Below are 22749 nucleotides of genomic sequence, written 5' to 3' on the forward strand. Positions count from 1 at the left end.
CCATTCGGTCGCCGTGGGGGAAACCGTTGACGTTCCGGGCCGGGGCCGCCCGGGCGCACTGGGTGTTCTCACCGATCCGCCCCGGATCTCGGGTCGTACACTGTGCGACATGTCACTCGATACCCACATCCCCGCCCGGTTCGATTCCTCGAACATCGTCGACCCCGCCTCCGTCTCCCCCGAGAACTTCACGATCACCGGTCCCGATGCCACCGCCCGGGGTCGCAATCGCGGCGAGCAGGCGGCCGAGGGCATCGCCCGCACCTTCGAGGCGTACTCCGCACTCTTCACCGCGAAGGGCATCGACACCGCGGCCCAGGAACGCGGTGCACAGCAGTCCCTCGAGGCGCTCCGGGCGTGGGACGAGTCCCAGTACCGCGAGCTCGAGGGTGTGGCGGCCGGTGCCGGGCTCGAGCTGTGGCAGGTGGGCCTCGTGAACGGACGCACCGAGATCCTCACCCTCGCCGACGTCGAACCGCACGAGTGCTCGACCCTCGCAAACCGTGACGCAGCCGCCGGTACCGCGTACTCGGTGCAGACCTGGGACTGGCACGTCGAGTTCGCCGACGTCTGGCACTACCACTCGGTCGAGGGCACCGAGGGCCGCCGCTCCTACGCCGGCTTCGCCGAGTACGGCATGCTCGGCAAGATCGGCATGAACGACGCGGGCGTGGCTGTGCACCTCAACATCCTCAAGAACGCGGCGGACCACGCCGGGGGCGTTCCCGTCCACTCGATCCTCGCGGGCGTCCTCGCGCGCGCCGGATCCGTGCAGGAGGCCATCGACCTCGTGCTCTCGGCGGAGACCACCTCGTCCTCCGTCATCACGGTCACGGGCGCGGACCGGATCGTCATGATCGAGATCGGCCCCCAGCACAAGCAGGTCATCGAGATCGACGGCTGGGGTGTGCACACGAACCACTTCATCGGCGACGAGATGATGGACGGCGCCCTCGAGCTCAAGCCCGTCGGCAGCACCTCGCAGGCACGCTACGCGCTCCTGCAGGAACGGGTCTCCACCGCCGAGGCGCCCGCCGGCACCGCCGACTTCCTCCCCCTCATGTCCACGAGCGGGGACGAGGCGCCGGTCTGCTGCGTCATCGATCCGGCCAAGCCCTTCGGCGAGCGCACCGGCACCCTCGTGACGGTGCAGTTCGATCCGGCGGCGAAGGTCGCCCGCATGTCCCCCGGGAACCCGAAGGACGTCCCGCACGTGGCGACGACGGAGTTCTCCTTCGCCTGAGCCGCAGCCGGCACCGAGGAGGCGCACTCCGTACCGCCCCGGACACCGCCACACCGCGTTCACCCGGCGGCCGTGGCGGTGTCCGTGGTCTTTAGTAGTGTTCTGCACAGTGACAGCGGTCACGGAGAACCCCCGCGCGCGACGAAGGAGCTCCCATGCAGGTCTGGCCAGGCACTCCCTATCCCCTCGGCGCCACGTACGACGGCACGGGGACGAATTTCGCGATCTTCTCCGAACCGGCCACGGAGGTCGAGCTCTGCCTCTTCGACCAGTGGGGCAACGAGGACCGCATCGCGATGACGGAGAACGACGCCTTCGTCTGGCACTGCTACCTCCCCACCATCGAACCCGGCCAGCTCTACGGCTACCGCGTCCACGGTCCCTACGAACCCCACAACGGCGTGCGCTGCAATCCGCACAAGCTCCTCCTCGACCCCTATGCGAAGGCCGTGTCCGGCCAGATCACGTGGGGTCAGCCGATGTTCTCGTACCCCCTCGGCGGCGGAGGTGCCGGGTACGACGAATCGGACTCCGCGGATTCGATGATGCTCGGTGTCGTCGTGAACCCGTACTTCGACTGGCGCGGTGACCAGCACCCGAACCACCCGTACTACCAGTCCGTCATCTACGAGGCACACGTCAAGGGCCTCACGGAACTGCACCCGGACGTGCCGCAGGAACTGCGCGGCACCTACGCCGGTGTCGCCCATCCGGCGGTCATCAGCCACCTCAAGCGCCTCGGCGTCACGGCGCTCGAGCTCATGCCCGTCCACCAGTTCGTCCAGGACCAACGGCTCCAGGACGAGGGACTGCGGAACTACTGGGGCTACAACACCATCGGGTTCCTCGCACCGCACAACGAGTACTCCGCCGCCGGTCAGCGCGGTCAGCAGGTGCAGGAGTTCAAGGAGATGGTGCGGGCACTGCACGCACAGGACATCGAGGTCATCCTCGACGTCGTCTACAACCACACCGCCGAGGGCAACCACCTCGGCCCGACGATCTCCTTCCGGGGCATCGACAACGCGCACTACTACCGCCTCGTCGACGAGGACCCGCAGCACTACATGGACTACACGGGCACCGGCAACACGCTCAACGTCCGCATGCCCCACTCCCTCCAGTTGCTCATGGACTCCCTCCGCTACTGGGTGACGGAGATGCACGTCGACGGCTTCCGCTTCGACCTCGCGGCGGCCCTCGCCCGCGAGTTCTACGACGTCGACCGCCTCTCGACCTTCTTCGAACTCATCCAGCAGGACCCGATCGTGAGCCAGGTGAAGCTCATCGCGGAGCCCTGGGACATCGGCCCCGGCGGGTACCAGGTGGGCGGCTTCCCACCGTTGTGGTCGGAGTGGAACGGCAAGTACCGCGACGTCGTCCGGGACTTCTGGCGCGGTGAGCCCTCGACCCTCGGCGACTTCGCCTCGCGCATCTCCGGTTCCGCAGACCTCTACGCGAACTCGGGCCGGCGCCCCTTCGCCTCGGTGAACTTCGTGACGGCGCACGACGGTTTCACGCTCCACGACCTCGTGTCCTACAACGAGAAGCACAACCTCGCGAACGGGGAGGACAACCGCGACGGCGAGAGCCACAACCGCTCGTGGAACCACGGCACGGAGGGCCCGACCGACGACCCGGAGATCCTCGAACTGCGTGCGCGGCAGCAGCGGAACTTCATCGCGACTCTTGCGCTCAGCCAGGGCGTCCCGATGATCAGCCACGGGGACGAGCTCGGCCGCACGCAGCAGGGCAACAACAATGCGTACTGCCAGGACTCCGAACTCGCGTGGATCGACTGGGAACACGGCGACGAACCGCTCGCCGAGTTCACGTCCCGGGTCTTCCACCTCCGCCAGAAGCACCCGACGTTCCGCCGGTCCCGGTTCTTCAAGGGTCAGGTCGTCCGATCCGACGTCGACCAGCCGCTCCCGGACCTCGTGTGGCTCAACACCGACGGCGACGAGATGATCGTTCAGGACTGGAACACGTACTTCGCGAAGGCGCTCGGCGTGTACCTCAACGGCCGCGGGATCCAGGGCCAGGACAAGCGCGGCCGCGCGATCACGGACTCCGACTTCCTCGTCTACTTCAACGCGGACATGAACGCGGTCGACTTCGTCCTGCCGAACGCCGACTACGCGGAGGCCTGGCGGCCGGTCCTCGACACCGCCGGGGACTTCTCCGAGTCCGAGGTCTACCCGGCGGGAGCGACGGTGTCGCTCAAGGGCAAGGCGATGCTCATCCTCATCGAGAACGAGCAGGACGAGGCCCAGCAGCACACTCCCGCTGCCTCCCTCGAGGAGCGCTTCCGGCGGCAGAGCGCCGCGACCGTGAAGGCCCCGTGGGTGACCGGCATGCGCACCTCGGCGGACCTCGCGGTGAACGCCGCCAGGCCTGCCGAGGCGGAGGGCGCCGCCGGCACCGGAGGAACCGCCGGTGGCGACGCCCGCGAGGATGCCGNNNCCGCCGAGGCGCCCGCCCCCGAGGACACCACCTCACCCGAGGAGCAGGACGCGCCTGCGACCGAGGGCGGCGCCGCACCGGCGGACGATCCGGCGGAGGAGGACGCGAACGCACCCGAGGCGACGGACCGGCCCGCGGGGACGGGCGCCTCGGCCGCGGAGGACGGCGAGGACGACCACGGGGACGAGGATGCGGGTCCCGACGATTCCGGGTCCGATGACTCCGGGGACGACGACTCCGAGGGCGCACCGTGACCCGGCGGCCCGCACCTGTTCCCGCCTCCACGTACCGGCTGCAGCTCACGGCGGACTTCACGCTGCACGACGCCGCCGCGCTCGTGCCGTATCTGCGGGACCTCGGCGTCGACTGGGTGTACCTGTCGCCGGTGCTCGCAGCGGAACCCGGTTCGACGCACGGGTACGACGTCGTCGATCCCACCCGCATCGACGAGGCCCGCGGCGGCCGCGACGGCCTCGAGGCCCTCAGCACCGCGGCGCACGACGCCGGCATGGGCGTCCTCGTCGACATCGTGCCGAACCACATGGGCATCGCGACCCCGCACGCGAACCCGTACTGGTGGGACGTCCTCATGTATGGGGAGGCGAGCCGGTTCGCGCACTGGTTCGACATCGACTGGGCCGCCGGTGCCGACGACACGCCCCCGTACCGTCCCGCCGACGGATGGGTGCCCGCGGCCTCCGGCAAGGTCGTGCAGGCGGTCCTCGGAACACCGGACGACCTGGAGAAGCTCGAGTTCCGCACCCACGAGGGAAATCGGGTTCTCGCGTACTACGACCACGTGTTCCCCCTCGCCCCCGGCAGTACGCACGAGGGGATGAGCCCTCAGGAGGCGCACGCGGTCCAGAACTACCGGCTCGTGCACTGGAAGGAGGAGGACCGCAGCCTCAACTACCGCCGGTTCTTCTCCATCAAGACGCTCGCCGGGGTCCGCGTCGAGGACCCCAGGGTGTTCGAGGAGACACACACGGAAGTGCTCGCGTGGTTCCGCGAGGGGCTCGTCGACGGGCTGCGGATCGATCACATCGACGGGCTCGCACACCCCCGTGACTACCTGGCCCGGCTCGCGCGGCGGACCGGGGGCTACATCGTCGCGGAGAAGATCCTCTCGATCGGAGCCCGCGGCGAACGGGAGAGCGTGCCGGAGTCGTGGCTGCGGGTGGGCGCCTCGGGTACGACGGGGTACGAGATCGTGCCCTTCATCGACGGTGCGCTCGCCGACCGGACCGGGTTCTTCGCGTTCGAGGCCCTCCGCCAGCACCTCGTGGCCGGGGGCGAACTCACGGAGGACGGTGACCTCGCCGGCGCCGACCTCGCGGAGTCCGCGCGTCACCTCACCCGCCATCCCACCTCGGTCACGGGGTTGTTCCACCAGATCGAGCAGTCCGCGAAGACGCACTTCGCCTTCGGCCCGCTCTCCGGGGAGATGCTCCGCCTCGCCCGGGAGATCAAGCAGATCGGGTGGGCACACGTGGACGCGCACACCCGCGAGGTCATCGGGGAGGACCCGCTCGCGGGCGTGGACGAGGACCACCTCGCGGACGTCTTCGGCACGATCTGCGCGTCCCTGCCCGTGTACCGGGTGTACGCACCCGGACCCACCGACCGGCTCCACGCGCTCTCGCTCCTCGGGGACCAGCCCCGCACGGGAGCGACCGGCACGCGGGAGGTCATCAGCACGGACACGGGGCCCATCGACATTTCCCCGACCGAACCACTGTCCCACGACGGTCGGATCGTGCTCCGGGCCATCGCGCACGTGCGCTCGACGGCCCGGTCCTCGATCGTCTCCGATCGGGCACTCGCGTACCTCGGCGCCGTCCTCACGACCCCCGGCCACCCGGTGTTCCGCCGGTTCACGCAGACGACCGGGGCGGTCACCGCGAAGGGCGTCGAGGACACCGCGTTCTACCGGTACGCCGCACTCACAGCCCTCGCCGAGGTCGGTGGGCGTCCCGCCGAACCCCTCGCGCCGGCCGCGCTCGCCCAGGAGTTCGAGCGGCGGGCCACCGGCACTTCGTTCACGCTCAACTCGCTCACCACGCACGACACCAAGCGCAGTGAGGACACCCGCGCCCGGATCCTCGCCCTCGCCGAGGTGCCCCGTGCGTTCACCGCGTTCCTCGCTCGGGTGCGCAGCGCCGTTCCGATCCGGTACGTGCCGGAGGCCCCGGACGTCGAGGTCAGCGGTGCCCGTGCGCTCGGACGCAACGAGAGCCTCGAACGGGCCCGGGGCGCGATCACCGCGGACGCGAGCTTCGACATCCTTCTCTGGCAGGCGGTCGTGGGCGCCTGGCCGGCATCCCCGGAGCGCCTGCGCGACTACGCGCTCAAGGCTGCGCGGGAGAACGGTCTCCACACGACGTGGACGGAACAGAACACGGAGTTCGAGGAGAGCCTCGTGCGCGCGGTGGACGCCGTGAGCACCGACCCGGAGCTGCGCGGGCACCTCGAGGAACTCGACGCCCGCATCCGGGAGGCGGGGGTCTCGAACGGCCTCGTGGCGAAGGCACTGCACCTCCTCGCACCCGGTGTGCCGGATGTCTACCAGGGCACCGAGTTCACCGACCGCTCGCTCGTCGACCCGGACAACCGCCGGCCGGTGGACTGGGTGGCGCGGAAGGCGGCGCTCGCGGAGGTGAGCTGCGGAATCGGCGACCCGCAGCACGGCGTCGGTGGCGCCTCGGCGGACGCTTCGAACGGAGAGGTCCCGGATCCGGCCACGGACCCCGACCGGGCGAAGCTCCGGCTCGTCACCCGGCTCCTGCACCTGCGCGCAGAGCACCGCGACGTGTTCGTCCCCGAGGACCGGTACCTCGCGCCCGTGCCCGAACCGGTCGGCGCACACGGCAGCGCCTGGGAGCACTGCGTGTCCTTCCTCTTCGGCGGGACCGTACTCCTCATCGGGACCCGCCTGCCGATCGGGCTCACTGCGCGTGGTGGTTGGCAGGACACCGTGGTCGTCGTGCCGCCGGGATCGCTGCGGGAACTCGACGAGGAGGCGCACCTCGCGCGGGTGCTCGCGGAGACCGACCCGCTCGCGGATCCGCTCACGGATTCGCTCGTCGGGGACGGGTACTCCACCGACTCGTTCTCCCCGGAGCAGTTCCTCGGACCGAGCGGTTCGGTGGACAATCCTGCGGCTTCCGGTGCACGCGGCGCCGAACCCGTGGACGAGGATCCGGACGTGCGCTGGCGGGACGTTCTCACCGGTCGCGAGTACAGAGGAACCCGGCTGCACCTCCGTGAGCTCCTGTCCGATCTGCCCGTCGCCGTCCTCGAGAGGATCGACTGACATGACCTTCGCCGTATGGGCACCCCGGCCGTCCCGGGTCCGCGTGGCCTGGCGGCCCGTCGACACCGCGTACGGCGTCGATTTCGTCCGCGAGCACTACCGCGAGGCGCCGCTGCAGGAATCCGAACTCGCGGGGCTCGGGTTCCGCATCTCCGAGGCGCGGCGCGGCTCCGACGGGTGGTGGCACGTGAGTGCCCCGGCGCTCGACCGCCCCACCCGCACCGTCGAGTACGGGTACCTCCTCGACGACGCGCCCGAACTCCTTCCCGACCCCCGGTCGCTGCGGCAGCCCTACGGACCGCACGGCCCCTCGGTCATGACGCTGAGCCCGTCCCCCTTCGCGTTGACCGAGGGCACGGACGAACACACCTTCACGGACGGCACGGGAGGTGAGGACGGCTGGTTCCGCTACGAGTGGGAGTGGTCGGGACGGTCGTGGGACGCCTCGCCGGTGTACGAGATGCACATCGGGACCTTCACACCCGAGGGCACGTTCGACGCGGCGATCGCGAAGCTGCCGCACGTGGCCTCACTCGGGGTGGGCTGGGTCGAGCTCCTGCCCGTCAACACCATCGGTGGCCTGTACGGCTGGGGCTACGACGGGGTGAACTGGTTCGCGATCCAGGAGAGCTACGGCGGGCCCGAGGGGTACCGGCGGTTCGTCGACGCGGCGCACGACCTCGGCCTCGGGGTGCTCCAGGACGTCGTGTACAACCACCTCGGCCCCTCCGGGAACTACCTGCCGCTGTTCGGACCGTACCTCCACGAGGCGGCGAGCAACCCCTGGGGAGAGAGCGTCAACCTCGACGGCCCGGACTCCGACGAAGTGCGCGACTTCGTCCTCGACAACCTCGAGATGTTCGCGCTCGACTACGGCGTCGACGGGTTCCGCCTCGACGCGGTCCATGCCTTCGTCGACTCCCGGGCGCTCCACATCCTCGAGGACATGCGCCTCCGGATGGACGTCGTCACCGCGGTGCGCGGATATCCGACGCATCTCATCGCGGAATCGGACGCGAACGATCCACGCCTCGTGTCCCTCCGGGCCGACGGCGGATACGGTCTCACCGCGCAGTGGAGCGACGACTTCCACCACGCGCTCCACGTCGCCCTCACCGGGGAGACGAGCGGGTACTACGCGGACTTCGCCGCGCCCGGTGCGCTCGCGAAGTCGACGGCGCGCGGGTTCTTCCACGACGGCACGTTCTCCTCGTTCCGGGGACGGTCGCACGGCCGGCCGATCCCGGAGGACCGCGTGCGTCCGTACCAGCTCGTCGTGTGCAGTCAGAACCACGACCAGGTGGGGAACCGGGCGGCAGGAGACCGTCTGTCCCAGTCCCTCGATCCCCGGCGCCTCGCCCTCGCAGCGACCCTCACGCTGTTGGCGCCCACGACGCCGATGCTGTGGATGGGCGAGGAGTTCGCGGCTTCGACGCCCTGGCAGTTCTTCACGGACCACCGCGAGGACTGGTTGCAGGAGGCGATCCGCACCGGCCGCACCGAGGAGTTCTCACGACACGGGTGGGACCCGGCGCTCGTCCCGGACCCGCAGGACCCGGAGACGTTCGAGCGCTCCAAACTCGACTGGGCCGAGGCCGGTGAGGGGGACGCCGGTGCCGAAGTGCCCGGCACGCACACCGCGGTCCTCGCGCTCTACCGCGAACTCGGCCGGTTGCGTGCCGTACGCCCGGAGTTCCGGGACCTCGAGTTCGGTGACATCGCGGTCGGTCGCGGGACGGAGGGTGGCTGGCTCGCGTACACGCTCCACGGCACGCTCGGCGTCGCGGTCAACCTCACGGATCGTCCCGCGCACGTCTTCCTCGCCCCGGCCGATGTCACCGCGACCATCACCGTCCTTCTCGAACCGCACGCCTTCGCGGGGATCGGCCCGGCGCCCGCTCCTGCCGGGGTGGGTGCCGAGGCGATGACGGTGGGAGGAGACATGTCCCCCGTGACCTCCGCGCTCGGCGACGAGGGGATCGGTGAATCCGGCAATGCAGACACGGTCCGCACCGACGGCGGATTCGACGAGGTCGAGGACGACGCGCCCACCGAATTCGCGGACTTCGCCGAGCTCCTGCCGAACGCACAGGCGGTCCTGCCCCCGCTCGGTGCTCTCGTCTACGAACTCACCCCGGGAGGGCCGGGCAATGAAGTGCCGGGAACGACCGCCTCGGGTGTTGAGTCCGAGAACGGCACGAACGTCCTCCCCCTGCACCGCTGACCGGGTCGCACTCCTCGAACGGGAACCGTTCCCGCACTGCGCCTTTCCGGCAGCGGTTCAATTCCTCCCGCACGAAGCAAACCCCTGCCGGAGGTCGGGCGGCGTCCCTCACCCCTTGCGGGCGAGCACCAGACCGTAGCTCACCGCCATCGCGACGAGGGCGAAGGCCATCGCCACCGCGAGGTGCACCTGGAGCAGGAGCGCACCGATCGCGGCGCCCACACCCATCGTGAGGACCGCCGCGATCCGGTTCGCCATGAGAGCCCGCCCCTCGGCCGTCCGCCACGCCCGGTGATCGGAGAACAACACGGAGATCGTCGAGGTCACGACGACGGTCGTCACGTCCTTGACCCCGACCGCGCGGGCGAGCACCGATTGCATGCCCATCGCCACGCCGACGAGCAGCGTCACCACCCAGATCACCGTCGTCGTGAGCGGTGTGAGTACCACGACCGCGGTGGCGGCACCGAGGAGCAGGAACGAGAGCGCGAATGCCGCGGTGATGAACCGGGGCCGGGAGAACGCACGGATGTCCATCGCACCACCGAGTGCCGCACCGGCGACGAAACCGACGAGCGCGCACAGCGGGCCGAAGAAATGCGCGGTCGACCATGTGCCCGCGGAGATCCCGAGCAGCACGAGGTTCCCCGTCATGTTCGCGCCGAACACGTGCTCGAGCCCGAGGTACGTCGCGGCGTCGAGCGCTCCGGTCCCGAGCGTGAGGACGGCCATGGCGGGAAGGTGGGGATGGGTCGACGTCATTGTGCTCCTCAATCCGATTCTGCTCACAGCGCCGCGATCGGGCACTGCGCCTCGCCTCAGCAGGGAGTTCACGTGGAGGTGACCGCTTCCGAGTACGATTCCTGCCAGGATAGACAAGGTGTATACACCCCGGTGCGGGCACCCCCTCGTCGACGAGACCCCGTCGCCCGCACCACGGACCGAAGGACACATCCCCATGAACAACCAGCGCGCCGTCAGCACCGCCCACACCCTCGCAACCGAAGCAGGTCGCCGCATGTACGAGGCCGACGGCAACGCGGTGGACGCCGCGATCGCCGCGGACGCGGTCCTCACCGTCGTCTACCCGCACAACACCTCACTCGGCGGCGACCTCATCGCGCTCGTCGCCACGGGCACCGACGCCCCCGTCCTCGTCGACGGATTCGGATGGGCTCCGGCCGGGGTGGACGCCGAGGCGTGGCGCACCGAGCACCCGGGCGCCGAGCGGGTGCCCGCGCGCGGCCCGAAGGCCATCACGCTTCCCGGCACCGCTCGCGGGTGGCAGTTCCTCCACTCGACCTACGGATCGCTGCCGTGGGCGGACGTTCTCGCCCCCGCGATCGAGGCGGCCCGCGACGGCTTCGAGATCGCCCCCTCGGTCCGCAAGGCCATCGACACCACGGCGAAGGCCGGGGACCACGGGCTCCGTTTCGTCGAGGGCTTCTTCGGCCCCGACTGGGCGACCCGCACCGAGTTCTCCAACCCCGCCCTCGCGGCGACGTACGAGCGCCTCGCCGCTGCGGGTCCGGCCGATTTCTACGAGGGCGAGCTCGCCTCGGCGGTGCTCTCCTACCTGCGATCGATCCGCCCGGAGTGGACGGCCGAGGACCTGTCCGATTACGAGGTCCGCACCCGCGGTTCGCTCTCGACGACCTTCGCCGGGCACACCGTCCACACCGGTCCCGCGCCGTGCCAGGGCTTCAGCTTCCTGCGGTTTCTCGAGGGCCTCAAGCTCGACCTCGGGGCCGAGGCGGAGGCCGGTTCCGTGACCGAGGAACAGATCGCCGGGGCATGGGTGGAGTCCTTCGCCCGCTCCGACATGCTGCGCGACTCGATCCTCACCGAGGGCGTCGCGGACGAGACGCTCATGGACCTCGGCCTGCCGCAGCGCGACGACTCCGTGCCGACCCCGCCGGCGGACGGGGACACCGTGGGCGTCGCAGCGAGCGACGGCACCCTCTCGATCTCGCTCGTCCAGAGCCTCTACTCCGGATTCGGTGCCTGGGAGTTCGATCCCGCGACCGGCATCGTCTTCCAGAACCGCGGCTCGATGTTCTCGCTCGATCCCGCGTCCCCGCAGTTCGTGTCCGGCCGTCGCCGCCCGCCGCACACCCTCATGCCGGTGCTCGTCACGGACGCGGACGGCACGGTCGAACTCGTGCAGTCGACGATGGGCGGCAAGGGCCAGGCGCAGATCCACGCCCGACTCTTCATGCACCTCGTGCAGGGCGGAACCCCGGACGAGGCGGTCGCACTCCCCCGCTGGGTCTCCGGCGTGCGTCTGCCGGATGACACGCCGTGGTCGGTGAACATCGAGGAGGACGTGCCGGCTGCGGTGCAGGCGGTCCTCGCGGCGGCCACCCCGGAGGACGTGAAGACGACGGCTCCGCTCACGGACTGGATGGGCCACGCGAACGTCATCGACCGCCGGGGCCCCGAGGTGCTCGCGGCCTCGGATCCGCGTGCCGACGGCTCCGCCTGGGTCGGCTGAGCCCCCTCGCGGTCCGACGCAGGAGCGACGAACGCCCCGCGCGAGGCGGGCGCAGCGCGGAGTCGAACGGGGGCGATCAGCATGTGCCGACCGCCCCCGTGCGTCGTTCCGGGCCGTCTCCGTCCCCTCGGCTGGATACGGTGAGGCCATGGGACACGAGGACGCACGGAACATCCGGGGCATCACACTCCAGCAGCTCCGGTATTTCATCGAGGTCGCCACCGAGGGATCGATCACCGCGGCGGCCGAGTTGCTTCTCGTCGCACAGCCGACGATGTCGGCGGCGATGAAGGACCTCGAGCGCCGCGTGGGCTGTGACCTGCTCCGCCGCTCCGTCCGCGGCATCGTCCTCACCGAGGAGGGCATCGAGTTCCTCGGCTATGCACGGCAGGTCGTCGAACAGGCCGAGCTCCTCGAACAGCGGTATCTCGCCCGCCCGCCGTCCCGCCGCCTCCTCGGGGTCTCCGCGCAGCACTATTCCTTCGTCGTCGAGGCGTTCGTCCGGATGGTGCGGGAATCCTCGGCCGCGGAGTACGAGTTCGCGCTGCGCGAGTCCCGCACCGCGGACATCATCGAGGACGTCAGCACGCTCCGCAGCGAACTCGGCGTGATCTACCGGAGCGACTTCAATCGGAACGTCATCGACCGACTTCTGCGGGACTCGGGGCTCGTCTTCTCACCCCTGTTCCGGGCCACGGCCCATGTCTTCGTCGCGCGCACGAACCCCCTGGCGGCACGCGACCGGGTCACGCTCGACGACCTCGCGGAACTCCAGCGGCTCTCGTTCGACCAGGGGGTGCGCAACTCCTTCCACTTCGCGGAGGAGATCCTGTCCACCCGGTCGGTGGCCCGCGACATCCGGGTGAGCGACCGCGCCACGATCTTCAATCTCATGATCGGCCTGGGCGGATACACGGTCTCCACCGGAGTCGTGTCGGACGATCTCGACCCCGCGATCGTCGCGATTCCCCTCGACGTCGACGATCGCATCGAGGTCGGGTGGATCCGTCACGGAAGCATCCCGCTCTCCGGCCAGGCCGAGGTGTTCCTCTCCGCCGTGCGTGAGGTCGTCGGAGAGTTCGACGTCGAACTCCTCCCATAGGAATCCTCTATCCCTAATCCGCTGCGGATCGAATGAAGCTATGCCTCGGGGGTCTTATTACGCTGGCGATCTCGACGTGGGCACCGGCCCGCGGCCGGAGTGAGAGAGCGAGGACCCCTCGGCCCATGGCACCAGTATTCGGCTACCGCATCACCACCACACCGTTCGACGAGGACTACACCCCGGCAGCGGATTCCCGCCGGACCACGAACTTCGCGAACCTCGCCCGCGGCACGAACCGCCGGGAGAACCTCCGGACCGCTCTGCGGATGATGGACGCGCGCCTCGGCGATCTGACGACGGAGAGCGGCACACGCAGCGACCGTTACTCCCTCGGACTCGAGATCGTCACCGCGGATCTGCTCCTCGACGCCGACGGCACGGGCCCCGCCTTCCCCTTCGTCGAGTTCCTCGCCGTCACGATCCTCGACCGTGCGACGGGAGAGCGGATCCCCGGGATCGTGGGGAACAATTTCTCCTCGTACATCCGCGATTACGACTTCAGCGTCGTGCTCCCGGCGTTCAATGCGACGAGGGCGCAATTCGCGGTGCCGGAGGATTTCGGGGTGCTCCACGGGATGTTGTTCCAGGACTTCCTCGCATCCGAGGCCTACCGATCCCGCTTCGCCCGGCCGCCGGTCGTCTGTCTGAGCGTGTCGACGAGCCGCACGTACCGTCGGGCCGGTGCACCGCACCCGGTCCTCGGCGTCGAGTACCGCCAGAGCGCCTCCTCTCTCACGGACGACTACTTCTCGAGGATGGGGATGCAGGCCCGGTTCTTCATGCCCCGCGGCGCCGTGGCCCCGCTCGCGTTCTACTTCACCGGGGATCTGCTCACGGACCACAGCGACCTCGCGCTCTACGGCACCATCAGCACGATGGAGGTCTTCCAGCGGATCTACCGTCCGGAGATCTACAACACCGAGGCGCCCGCCGGCGAGGTCTTCGCACCGACCCTCGACAACCCGGACTTCTCCACCACCGGTGTCGTCTACGACAGGGTCGAACGGACGGAACTGGGCCGGAAGCAGGGCGAGCTCATCGAACGCCTCCTCATGGTCCCCCACCGCGCCGAGCTCGACAGCTGGTCCGCGGCCGGGGCCCGATGACGCCACCTCGCACATAACTCACCCCTCGGACCACCGCACAGGAAAACGGAGCCCCACCCATGCACTCCCTCCTTCGCACCACGCTCGTCGGCAGTCTCCCGAAGCCCACATGGCTCGCCGAACCCGAAGTCCTCTGGGCACCGTGGAAACTCTCCGGCGCAGAACTCGCCGAAGCACAGCACGACGCTCTCCACCTCGCCGCCGATGCGCAGGCGCACGCAGGACTCGACATCGTCGTGGACGGGGAACAGACCCGCCAGCACTTCGTCACGACCTTCATCGAGCACCTCGGCGGGGTCGACTTCGAGAATCGGGAGACCGTCCGGATCCGCGACCGGTACGACGCGAGCGTCCCGACCGTCGTCGGCCCCGTGACACGTGAACGACCGGTCTTCGTGGATGCCGCGAGAGCCCTCCGGGCCCGCACCGATCGGCCCGTCAAGTGGGCGCTTCCGGGTCCGATGACGATGATCGACACGCTCGCGGACAGGTACTACCACAGCCGGGAGGAGCTCGCGTGGGAGTTCGCGCGGATCCTCAACGAGGAGGCCCGGGACCTCGAGGCCGCGGGCGTCGACATCGTCCAGTTCGACGAACCGGCGTTCAACGTCTTCTTCGACGACGTGCGGAACTGGGGAGTGAAGACCCTCGAGAGGGCGGCGGAGGGACTGCGCTGCGAGACCGTTGTCCACATCTGCTACGGCTACGGGATCAAGGCGAACACGGACTGGAAGGCCACGCTCGGCACCGAGTGGCGGCAGTACGAGGAATCGTTCCCGCTCCTGCAGCAGTCGACGATCGACATCGTCTCGCTCGAGTGCCACAACTCGCACGTGCCCGTCGACCTCATCGCTCTCCTCGCGGGGAAGAAGGTCATGGTGGGCGCGATCGACGTCGCGACCGAAACGGTGGAGACGCCCGAGGAGGTGGCGGCGACCCTGCGGAGGGCCCTGGGGTTCGTCGCCCCGGACAAGCTGTATCCGTCCACGAACTGCGGGATGGCACCGCTGCCGCGTGGCGTCGCCGAGGCCAAGGCCGCCGCACTCACGGAAGGCGCACGGATCGTCCGGGAGGAACTGCTCGCGGGGAAAGTGTGACGCTCACACCCGGACCGGGGTGACCTCCTGACGGTGCACGATCCTCCCCGCTTCCATGACGAGGACCTCGCGGACGTAGGGATACACCGCGGGAGTGCTGCGGTCGACGCACACGAGGCCGAACTCCCGGTCCTCGGCCAGGCGCCGCACGACGCCCATGAGTTCGGCGTAGGAGCACTCGGAGAGGTCCGTGCCGAAGGAATCGAGGACGAGGACGTCCGGTTCCACGGCGAGGGCGCGGGCGAGCGCGAAGCGGTGGAGTTCCTCGGGCGAGAGGTGCGTCGAGTGGATTTGGTACCAGGCCGCCTCGAGCCCGAGTTCGTCTGCGACCGTCACGAGACGTTCCTTGATCTCCGCCTCCGCGTGCATACCCCGGAGGGTCTTGAGCGGAGCGGAGACCGCCTCGGCGAGGGTCCGACGGGAATCGAAGCTCGTGGCGACCCCACTGCCGAGGTACTGGACCCGGCGCCGGAACGATTTGCGTCCGGCGGGGGTCCGCAGGAGCTGGGCGACCGAGGCGCTGCACAGGCGGACCTCTCCGCTCGAGGGGGCCTCGAGGCCGGCGAGCATCTTCGCGAGTGCCGAGGCACCGGAGTCGGGGGCCGCCCCGACGATACCGAGTGCGGTACGGGTGCCGATTTCGAGAGTGACGTCATGGACGAGGGTCGTTTTGCGGCGACCTCGCCCCTGTTCCTTCCGGAGTTCCTCGGCGAACAACATCACGATTCGAACGTAGTGATCGCGGCACTCGCGGCCGTATCCGTTTCGTTACGCCCGTGTGAATGTGTCCCTGCGGGTATGTATCGCGGTGCCGGGAAGCGGAGGACGCGACCGGGCCGGCCCCGCGGCCGCCGGCAGAACCGTCACCGACCCTCCGTCAGTCGGCAGGAGTGAACCACAGTGCCGCGTACGCCGGGACCGTGATGACCGCGGAGGACGGGAAACCGTTCCGTCCGGGCCCGTCCGCGTGCGCCGCGCCGAGGTTCCCGGTGCCGGAACCGCCGTACACCTCGGCGTCGGTGTTGATCCGTTCGGTCCACGTGCCGGCGAAGGGGAAGGGCACCGAGTACCCCTCGAGGGTGCGTCCGCTGAAGTTCACGACGCACACGACGGCCCGCCCCGACTTCGCCCAGCGGACGAAGGAGAGGACGGAGTTCTGCGCATCCGCCCCGTCGAGCCACTGGAAACCGTACGAGGTCGTGTCCTGCTCCCACAGGGCCGCTTCCTCGCGGTACACCGTATTGAGGTCGGTCACGAGCTTCTGCACACCGGCGTGCCGCGGGTCGTCCGCGAGCCACCAGTCGAGGCCGTGCTGCTCGGACCACTCGGCCTCCTGACCGAACTCCGAACCCATGAAGACGAGCTGCTTGCCCGGATGCGCCCACTGGTACCCGAGGAATCCGCGCAGACCTGCGAGCTGCTGCCCCCTGTCGCCGGGGAACTTCCGCAGCAGGGAGCCCTTGCCGTGGACGACCTCGTCGTGGGAGATCGGCAGGACGAACTGCTCCGAGAAGGCGTACACGATCGAGAAGGTGATCTCGTTGTGGTGCCAGTTGCGGTACATGGGGTCGTGCGACACGTACTGGAGCGAATCGTGCATCCAACCCATGTTCCATTTGAGGTCGAACCCGAGCCCGCCGGTCGAGGTCGGTGCGGTGACGCCCGGGAACGCCGTCGATTCCTCCGCGATGATCGCGACGCCGGGGTGGAGCTTACCGACGGTCCCGTTGACCTCCTGGAGGAACTCGATCGCCCGGAGGTTCTCGCGCCCGCCGTGTTCGTTCGGTACCCACTGGTCGGGTTCGCGCGAGTAGTCGAGGTAGAGCATCGAGGCGACCGCGTCGACCCGCAGCCCGTCGACGTGGAACTCCTCGAGCCAGTACAGCGCGTTCGCGACGAGGAAGTTCCGCACCTCCTTGCGGCCGTAGTCGAAGATGAGCGTGCCCCAGTCCGGGTGCTCGCCGAGGCGCGGGTCCGGGTGCTCGTAGAGCGCCTGCCCGTCGAACTGCGCGAGCGCCCACGCGTCCTTCGGGAAGTGGGCGGGCACCCAGTCGAGAATGACGCCGATCCCGGCCGCGTGGAGCGCGTCGACGAGGTACCGGAACTCGTCCGGTGAACCGAATCGTGACGTGGGTGCGTAGTACGAGGTCACCTGGTATCCCCAGGATCCGCCGAAGGGGTGTTCGGCGACGGGCATGAACTCGACGTGGGTGAACCCGAGGTCCTGCACGTACGCGACGAGTTCCTCCGCGAGTTCCCGGTACCCCAGCCCGAGGCGCCACGAACCCAGGTGCACCTCGTACGTGCTCATCGGGCCGTGCACCGCGGGGCGGGAGTCACGCTCGGCGATCCATGCGGCGTCCGTGAATGCGAAGGTCGATTCGGTGACGACCGAACCGGTTGCCGGTGGCACCTCGGTCGCCTTCGCGAGCGGGTCCGCCTTGTCGATCCAGCGCCCGTCGCGGGTGAGAACGCGGTACTTGTAGATCTGTCCGACGTCGACGCCGGGTACGAAGAGCTCCCACACCCCGGAACCGCCGAGAGACCGCATCGCGTGGCCCCGGCCGTCCCAGCCGTTGAAGTCGCCGACGACCTGCACGGCCTGTGCGTTCGGTGCCCACACCGCGAAGGCGGTGCCGCGGATCGTCGCGTCGGGCCCCTCGTGCACGCTCGGGTATTCCTGGATGTTCGCGCCGAGCACGGTCCACAGGCGCTCGTGACGGCCCTCGCGGATGAGGTGGAGATCGAGTTCCCCGATCGTCGGCAGGTACCGGTAGGGATCGTCCTGGACGACCGGCTTCCCCTCCTCCCACACGGTCTCCACCCGGTAGTCGGGGATCTGCGTGAGCGGCAGCGGTGCCACCCACACCCCGGCGTCGAGGTGGTCCGCGGGGTACCGGTCCTCGCCGACGAGGATCGTCACGCTCAGTGCCATGTGCCGCACGACGCGGACGACGACACCCTCCCGGTCGGGCACACCGGGAATCCCCGAGGCGGTGCGCACCAGGTGCGCACCGAGCACTCCGTGCGGGTCGTAGTGAGCGCCCGCGGCGACGGTGTGCACGAGGTCGGGGGTGAGCGTGGTCATGGACGATCTCCCGGTTTCTGCTGCGGCTGTGCAGCGGGCTTCGGCGGCGCGGGGGGCGTCGCCGGTTTCGGAGCGGCCGGCTTCGGACCTGCCGCTTTCGGTGCCGCCGCTTTCGGACCGGCAGCAGCCTTCGGTGCCGTGGCGGGCTTCGGTCCCGCGGCTGGTTCCGGTGCTGCCGCCGGTTTCGGCGGTGCTGCGGGCTTCGCGGGCATGGGCGGGTAGATGTCGATCTCCCCGTCGTCGACCTCGTCGTCGTCCTCGTCGTCACCCGAGTCCGGGTCGGCGGACGGCGTATCGGTCGCAGCCCGCGGAGCAGGAGCCGCCGAGGCGCCCGGCAGCTCCTCGAAGTCCGGATCGTTCTCCGGGACCTCCCCGGCGTTCTGCGGCGTGGCGGGCGCCTCGGGAGCCGGGTCGGCGTCACCGCCGGGATCCGCCTCACCGGCCGGGTCCTCCTCGGAAGGCACCGGCGTCGGTACCACCGCCTCGGGGTCCTCGGGCGAGGCATCCGCGGGTACTGCACCCGCGCGCGCCGCACCGGTCGGGGTTGCCTCGGTGCGGGCCGCCTCGGTGCGGGCGAACTCCTCGGCGCGGCGCAGCGCGTCGGCCTGCGGCACGAAGGCCTCCCCGGCCGGGGTGCCCGCCGCCTCGGTACCGACGACGGCACCGAGGATCTCGGGGGCGCCCGAGGGATCGTGGGCGAGCTTGCCCCTCAGGAGGAGCGAGAGCGTCGCGAGCGGCACGATGAGCCACGTGGGGCGGTTCCGCAGTTCGGTGACGACCTCGACGAGGAGGCGGTCGACGAGCGCGGCACGGAGCACGGGGTTGTGGAGTCCGACGGACGCGCCGACGGCGTGCGAGTACCCCGTGAGGAGTGCGTTCTGGGCCTGCGAGGACCACAGGTACTCGGGTGAATCGGCGACGTCCCGCAGCCCCGACTGGTCGAGGCCGGACAGGCCGACCGTCGAGGGCATCGCGTTCTCCTCGAGGGCACCGGTCCGTCTCAACCGGGCGAACCCGGCCGCGTAGTCGATGCTCCGCAGCAGGGCGACGATGTCGAGCGAGGGCGGTTTCGGATCGTCCCGCGGGGAGTCCGCGAAATCGACGACCTGGAACCCGCCGACCGCCGAGTTCACGACGTGGTTGAGCGTGAGTTCACCGTGGATGCGTTGGAGAGCACCGACGTTCTCGAGAGCGGCGAGCGCCCGCTGGTGGGCACGCAGGGGCGCCTGGAGGTTGCCGAGGGCGAGCGGTGCGCGGGAGAGTGCCCAGTCGACGCGGTCGCTCCACTTCTTCACCCAGGAATCGGTGGGTTCACCGTCGCTGCGGACCATGCCGAACTCCCCGGCGAGTTCGAGGTGGAGCTCGCCCACCCGACCACCGAGGGACATGGCACGCCGGTTGTAGCTGCCGATCGACCCGGAGTCGACCTCGAGGACCGTGTCGACGGCCTCCCGCCAGGCGGGGACGGCATCGGGTTCGGTGCGGGCGAGCATGCCGATCGGCGCACTCGTCGTCTCGAGCGTCTCGGCGTCGAACCAGCGGCCGGTCGCCCAGCCGAGCACATGGGGAACGGCGGCGGAGTCGGCCTGGGTGAGGGCGACGGGGACCGTGACGGCGGCGGCGCTGCCGGGTTCGAGCACGCGGAAGATCGTGAGGACGCAGGGTTCGGCCTCGTCCGCGATGACGACGGAGGAGGCGTTCTGCCGGTTCTCGAGGAGCCCGAACTTCACGGACCCGGCCTTCGCGACGAGCATCTGGCCGGAGGTGAGCGCCTCGAAGCGGCTTCCGGGTTCACCGACGCGGTCGGATTGCACCTGCCCGCCGGGGAACCGGCGACCGGTGGCCATCGCCTGCGCGAGGGTGACGACGAAGATCGGGTCCGCCGCTCCGTCGTACACCCAGCACGTCCCGAGCGTGATGTCCTCGATGACACCGATGAGGTGCGGGCGCAGCGCGTAGTCCTCGACCGTCCGGAAGCTCAGCGGCACATTGAGGCGCTTCACGGCCGAACGGGTCGAGACCTCGATGATCGCCTCGTGTCCCTGGATGGTGAGCGAGGGGCCTTCGAGCGAGGTTCCGGGGATCGCATCGGGTGTGCCGATCTCCGTGTCCGCCGGCCCGAACTCGAAGAGGCGGGCGACGGACATCGGGGTGATGTCCGGTTCCTCGCCCGGGAACCCACCGAGTCCGGGGAACCACGACTGGCGCGGCAACCAGGCGGAGAGCAGCCCCTCGAGTTCGCTGCTGATGGCCACTGTTCCCCCTCGGACGTCCGACTGTTTGCCCCAACCTTAACGAATGCTTCTGCACACGAAGCGGAGCCGAACGGGTGCGTGCGTCCCGGTGAGCGACCCGCTCCCGTTCACATTTCCCGCCGGTGTCGCCGCGCGGTCTTCCGCCCGCGCTCGTGCAGCGGCTCTCACCACCGGACGTGGAACACGTGCGCGGGGCGCTCCCGGGGGTCGAGGCGCACGTAGTTCTCCGCACCCCACTCCCATTCCTCGCCCGTGAGGAGGTCGTGGGCGCGGAAGGTCCCGTGGGCCTCCGGGGCGTCCGCATGCTTTCCCGAGGCGCCCGGCAGCCGGGTGCCGTCCGGGGCGAAGGCGCAGGGCGCCTCGGCGGCTTCTTCGGCAGCGGCACACTGGGCCGCGGTGGGCCGCTCGGGGCGGGGACGGGTGTGCGCGTCGAAGGGACGCAGGGCCGCGAGGTCGAGGTGGACCATCGTCTCCCGGGTCCCGTGCGGATCGACGTTGAGGACGACGAGCACGACGTCGTCGTCCTTGCGCTTGGAGAACACGAGGACGCTGTCGTCGAGGGCCTCGTGGAAGGTGAGGTTCGTGATCTCCGAGAGCGCCGGGTGACTGCGGCGGATCTCGTTGAGGCGGGTGATGAGCGGCTGGAGCGACCGGCCGGCGGCGAGTTCCCCGGCGAAGTCGCGGTCCTTGTACTCGTACTTCTCGTTGTCGATGTACTCCTCGGCGCCGGGGCGGGCGACGTGCTCGCACAGCTCGTACCCGGCGTACATGCCCCACAGCGGGGCGGAGGTGGCCGCGAGGATCGCGCGGATGCGGAAGGCCGCGGGACCGCCGAACTGGAGGTACTCGGTGAGGATGTCCGGGGTGTTGACGAAGAAGTTCGGGCGCAGGTACGCGTGGCTCTCGATGCTGAGCTCCGTGAGGTACTCGGTGATCTCCTCCTTCGTGTTCCGCCACGTGAAGTACGAGTACGACTGGTGGAACCCGGCCTTCGCGAGGGACTGCATCATCGCCGGGCGGGTGAACGCCTCGGCGAGGAAGACGACGTCCGGGTACTCCGCATTGATCTTCGCGATGAGCCATTCCCAGAACCGCAGCGGCTTGGTGTGCGGGTTGTCGACGCGGAAGATCCGCACACCGTGCTCGATCCACAGACGGCAGATCCGCAGGACCTCCTTGCGCAGGCCCTTGTAGTCGTTGTCGAAGTTGATCGGGTAGATGTCCTGGTACTTCTTCGGCGGGTTCTCCGCATAGGCGATGGTCCCGTCGAGTTGGGTCGTGAACCACTCGGGGTGGTCCTTCGCCCACGGGTGGTCGGGGCTCGCCTGGAGCGCGAGGTCGAGTGCGACCTCGAGACCGAGTTCCTGTGCACGGGTGACGAAGGCGTCGAAGTCCTCGAAGGTCCCGAGGTCGGGATGGATCGCGTCGTGTCCGCCTTCGGCCGCGCCGACCGCCCAGGGGGAACCGGGGTCCGCGGGGCCGGCGGTGAGTGTGTTGTTCGGGCCCTTGCGGTTCGTCCGGCCGATCGGGTGGATGGGCGGCAGATAGATGACGTCGAACCCCATGTCGGCCACGCGGGTGAGAGACTCCGCTGCGGTGCCGAAGGTGCCGGAGGTCCACTCGCCGGTCTCCGGGTCCCGGTGAGCTCCTTCCGAGCGGGGGAAGAACTCGTACCAGGCGGCGAAGCCCGCGGCCGTGCGCTGGACGTCGAGCGCCAGGGGCTGCGAGGCGCTCACGAGGGACCGGGCCGGGTTGCGCGTGAAGACCGCGCGCAGTTCCGGGGTGAGTGCGGCGTGGAGGCGTTCGAGGGGCGTGCCCTCGGAGGACTCGAGGGCGGCGATCGAGTCCGTGAGGATCGTTTTCGCCTCTCCTGCGGGTTTCGTGTCCGCGAGGTAGCGGCCGAGGAGCTCGACGCCCTCGGCGAGCATGAGCTCCACGTCCGTGTCCGCGGCGATCTTCACCTCGGCACGGTGGGCCCAGGTCGCGAAGTCGTCGAGCCACCCCTCGATGACGATCGTGTGAGCGCCCGGCCGCAGCGGGGTGACGAATCCGCTGTAGCGGTCGACCTCCTCGGGCGTGTTGAAGAGGAGGGACCGATGGACGATCCGGCCCGTGTCGTCGAGGAGCAACGCGTTCGCACCGATGACGTCGTGCCCTTCCTTGAACACGAGGGCGGAGACGGGAACGTGCTCACCGGGGATCGCCTTCGCGGGGAACGCACCGCCCTCGACGAGCGGGCGCGGGTCGACGATCGGGATGCGGCTGAAGTGGGTGGAGGCCATGTCGTCCATGATCCCCACCTTAGGCATCGTGACAAGGACCACGCGGTGAACTCTTGCGTGTCCGCGGGTGCTTCGA

11 protein-coding genes and 2 pseudogenes are annotated in these 22749 nt (G+C 69.6%); 8 read left to right on the forward strand and 5 right to left on the reverse strand.

The features are described 5' to 3' along the window. Positions 1–109 precede the first annotated feature (109 nt). From ABD172_RS02040 to treZ, 4 genes and pseudogenes are all read left to right on the forward strand, one after another. The gene (locus ABD172_RS02040; protein WP_344306485.1) at positions 110–1243 is read left to right on the forward strand and encodes a C45 family autoproteolytic acyltransferase/hydrolase; all 1134 of its coding nucleotides are present in this window, start codon (positions 110–112) and stop codon (positions 1241–1243) included. 155 nt (positions 1244–1398) lie between these two features. Next, a pseudogene (gene glgX / locus ABD172_RS02045) lies at positions 1399–3543 on the forward strand (glycogen debranching protein GlgX); the annotation flags it as partial. A 416-nt stretch (positions 3544–3959) separates the two neighbouring features. After that, complete coding sequence (locus tag ABD172_RS02050) at positions 3960–7022, forward strand: alpha-amylase family glycosyl hydrolase (protein WP_344306489.1); 3063 nt, start codon at positions 3960–3962, stop codon at positions 7020–7022. 1 nt (position 7023) lies between these two features. Continuing rightward, a complete protein-coding gene (treZ, locus tag ABD172_RS02055; protein WP_344306490.1) occupies positions 7024–9246 on the forward strand; it encodes a malto-oligosyltrehalose trehalohydrolase in 2223 nt (740 codons plus the stop codon). A 108-nt stretch (positions 9247–9354) separates the two neighbouring features. Here the strand turns inward: treZ and ABD172_RS02060 are convergent, their stop codons facing one another. Then, positions 9355–10008, reverse strand: coding sequence for a YoaK family protein (locus ABD172_RS02060; protein WP_344306491.1), 654 nt, complete (start codon positions 10006–10008; stop codon positions 9355–9357). A 196-nt stretch (positions 10009–10204) separates the two neighbouring features. Here ABD172_RS02060 and ABD172_RS02065 point away from each other — a divergent pair, with 196 nt between their 5' ends. The 4 genes from ABD172_RS02065 to ABD172_RS02080 all read left to right on the forward strand — a co-directional run bounded on the left by ABD172_RS02065 (position 10205) and on the right by ABD172_RS02080 (position 15048). Then, a complete protein-coding gene (locus ABD172_RS02065; RefSeq protein ID WP_344306492.1) occupies positions 10205–11740 on the forward strand; it encodes a gamma-glutamyltransferase in 1536 nt (511 codons plus the stop codon). 148 nt (positions 11741–11888) lie between these two features. Then, positions 11889–12842: a LysR family transcriptional regulator gene (locus ABD172_RS02070; protein ID WP_344306494.1), complete on the forward strand. Its 954-nt coding sequence runs from the start codon at positions 11889–11891 to the stop codon at positions 12840–12842. A 125-nt stretch (positions 12843–12967) separates the two neighbouring features. Beyond that, on the forward strand, positions 12968–13951 hold the full coding sequence (locus ABD172_RS02075) for a putative oxygenase MesX (protein WP_344306496.1): 984 nt from the start codon (positions 12968–12970) through the stop codon (positions 13949–13951). 59 nt (positions 13952–14010) lie between these two features. Beyond that, on the forward strand, positions 14011–15048 hold the full coding sequence (locus ABD172_RS02080) for a methionine synthase (RefSeq protein ID WP_344306498.1): 1038 nt from the start codon (positions 14011–14013) through the stop codon (positions 15046–15048). A 3-nt stretch (positions 15049–15051) separates the two neighbouring features. Here the strand turns inward: ABD172_RS02080 and ABD172_RS02085 are convergent, their stop codons facing one another. The 4 genes and pseudogenes from ABD172_RS02085 to ABD172_RS02100 all read right to left on the reverse strand — a co-directional run bounded on the left by ABD172_RS02085 (position 15052) and on the right by ABD172_RS02100 (position 22700). Next, positions 15052–15768, reverse strand: a complete 717-nt coding sequence (locus tag ABD172_RS02085; RefSeq protein ID WP_344306577.1) for an ATP-binding cassette domain-containing protein — start codon at positions 15766–15768, stop codon at positions 15052–15054. Positions 15769–15925: 157 nt separating this feature from the next. Continuing rightward, positions 15926–18238: pseudogene (gene glgB, locus ABD172_RS02090) on the reverse strand (1,4-alpha-glucan branching protein GlgB); the annotation flags it as partial. After that, positions 18133–20391 (reverse strand): maltokinase N-terminal cap-like domain-containing protein, encoded by a 2259-nt coding sequence (locus ABD172_RS02095; RefSeq protein ID WP_344306500.1) that lies wholly within the window; start codon positions 20389–20391, stop codon positions 18133–18135. The gene ABD172_RS02095 and the pseudogene glgB, both read right to left, overlap by 106 nt. Positions 20392–20555: 164 nt before the next feature. Beyond that, positions 20556–22700: an alpha-1,4-glucan--maltose-1-phosphate maltosyltransferase gene (locus tag ABD172_RS02100; RefSeq protein ID WP_425546640.1), complete on the reverse strand. Its 2145-nt coding sequence runs from the start codon at positions 22698–22700 to the stop codon at positions 20556–20558. Positions 22701–22749 lie beyond the last annotated feature (49 nt).

The sequence above is a fragment of the Brevibacterium samyangense genome, assembly GCF_039529845.1.
GTDB lineage: Bacteria > Actinomycetota > Actinomycetes > Actinomycetales > Brevibacteriaceae > Brevibacterium > Brevibacterium samyangense.

What these genes read in the sequence shown, in the direction of transcription:
- ABD172_RS02080 (WP_344306498.1), top strand. Translation starts at nt 14,011, where the DNA reads ATGCACTCCCTCCTTCGCACCACGCTCGTCGGCAGTCTCCCGAAGCCC.
- ABD172_RS02060 (WP_344306491.1), bottom strand. Translation starts at nt 10,008, where the DNA reads ATGACGTCGACCCATCCCCACCTTCCCGCCATGGCCGTCCTCACGCTC.
- ABD172_RS02085 (WP_344306577.1), bottom strand. Translation starts at nt 15,768, where the DNA reads ATGTTGTTCGCCGAGGAACTCCGGAAGGAACAGGGGCGAGGTCGCCGC.
- ABD172_RS02065 (WP_344306492.1), top strand. Translation starts at nt 10,205, where the DNA reads ATGAACAACCAGCGCGCCGTCAGCACCGCCCACACCCTCGCAACCGAA.
- treZ (WP_344306490.1), top strand. Translation starts at nt 7,024, where the DNA reads ATGACCTTCGCCGTATGGGCACCCCGGCCGTCCCGGGTCCGCGTGGCC.
- ABD172_RS02040 (WP_344306485.1), top strand. Translation starts at nt 110, where the DNA reads ATGTCACTCGATACCCACATCCCCGCCCGGTTCGATTCCTCGAACATC.
- ABD172_RS02070 (WP_344306494.1), top strand. Translation starts at nt 11,889, where the DNA reads ATGGGACACGAGGACGCACGGAACATCCGGGGCATCACACTCCAGCAG.
- ABD172_RS02075 (WP_344306496.1), top strand. Translation starts at nt 12,968, where the DNA reads ATGGCACCAGTATTCGGCTACCGCATCACCACCACACCGTTCGACGAG.
- ABD172_RS02100 (WP_425546640.1), bottom strand. Translation starts at nt 22,700, where the DNA reads ATGCCTAAGGTGGGGATCATGGACGACATGGCCTCCACCCACTTCAGC.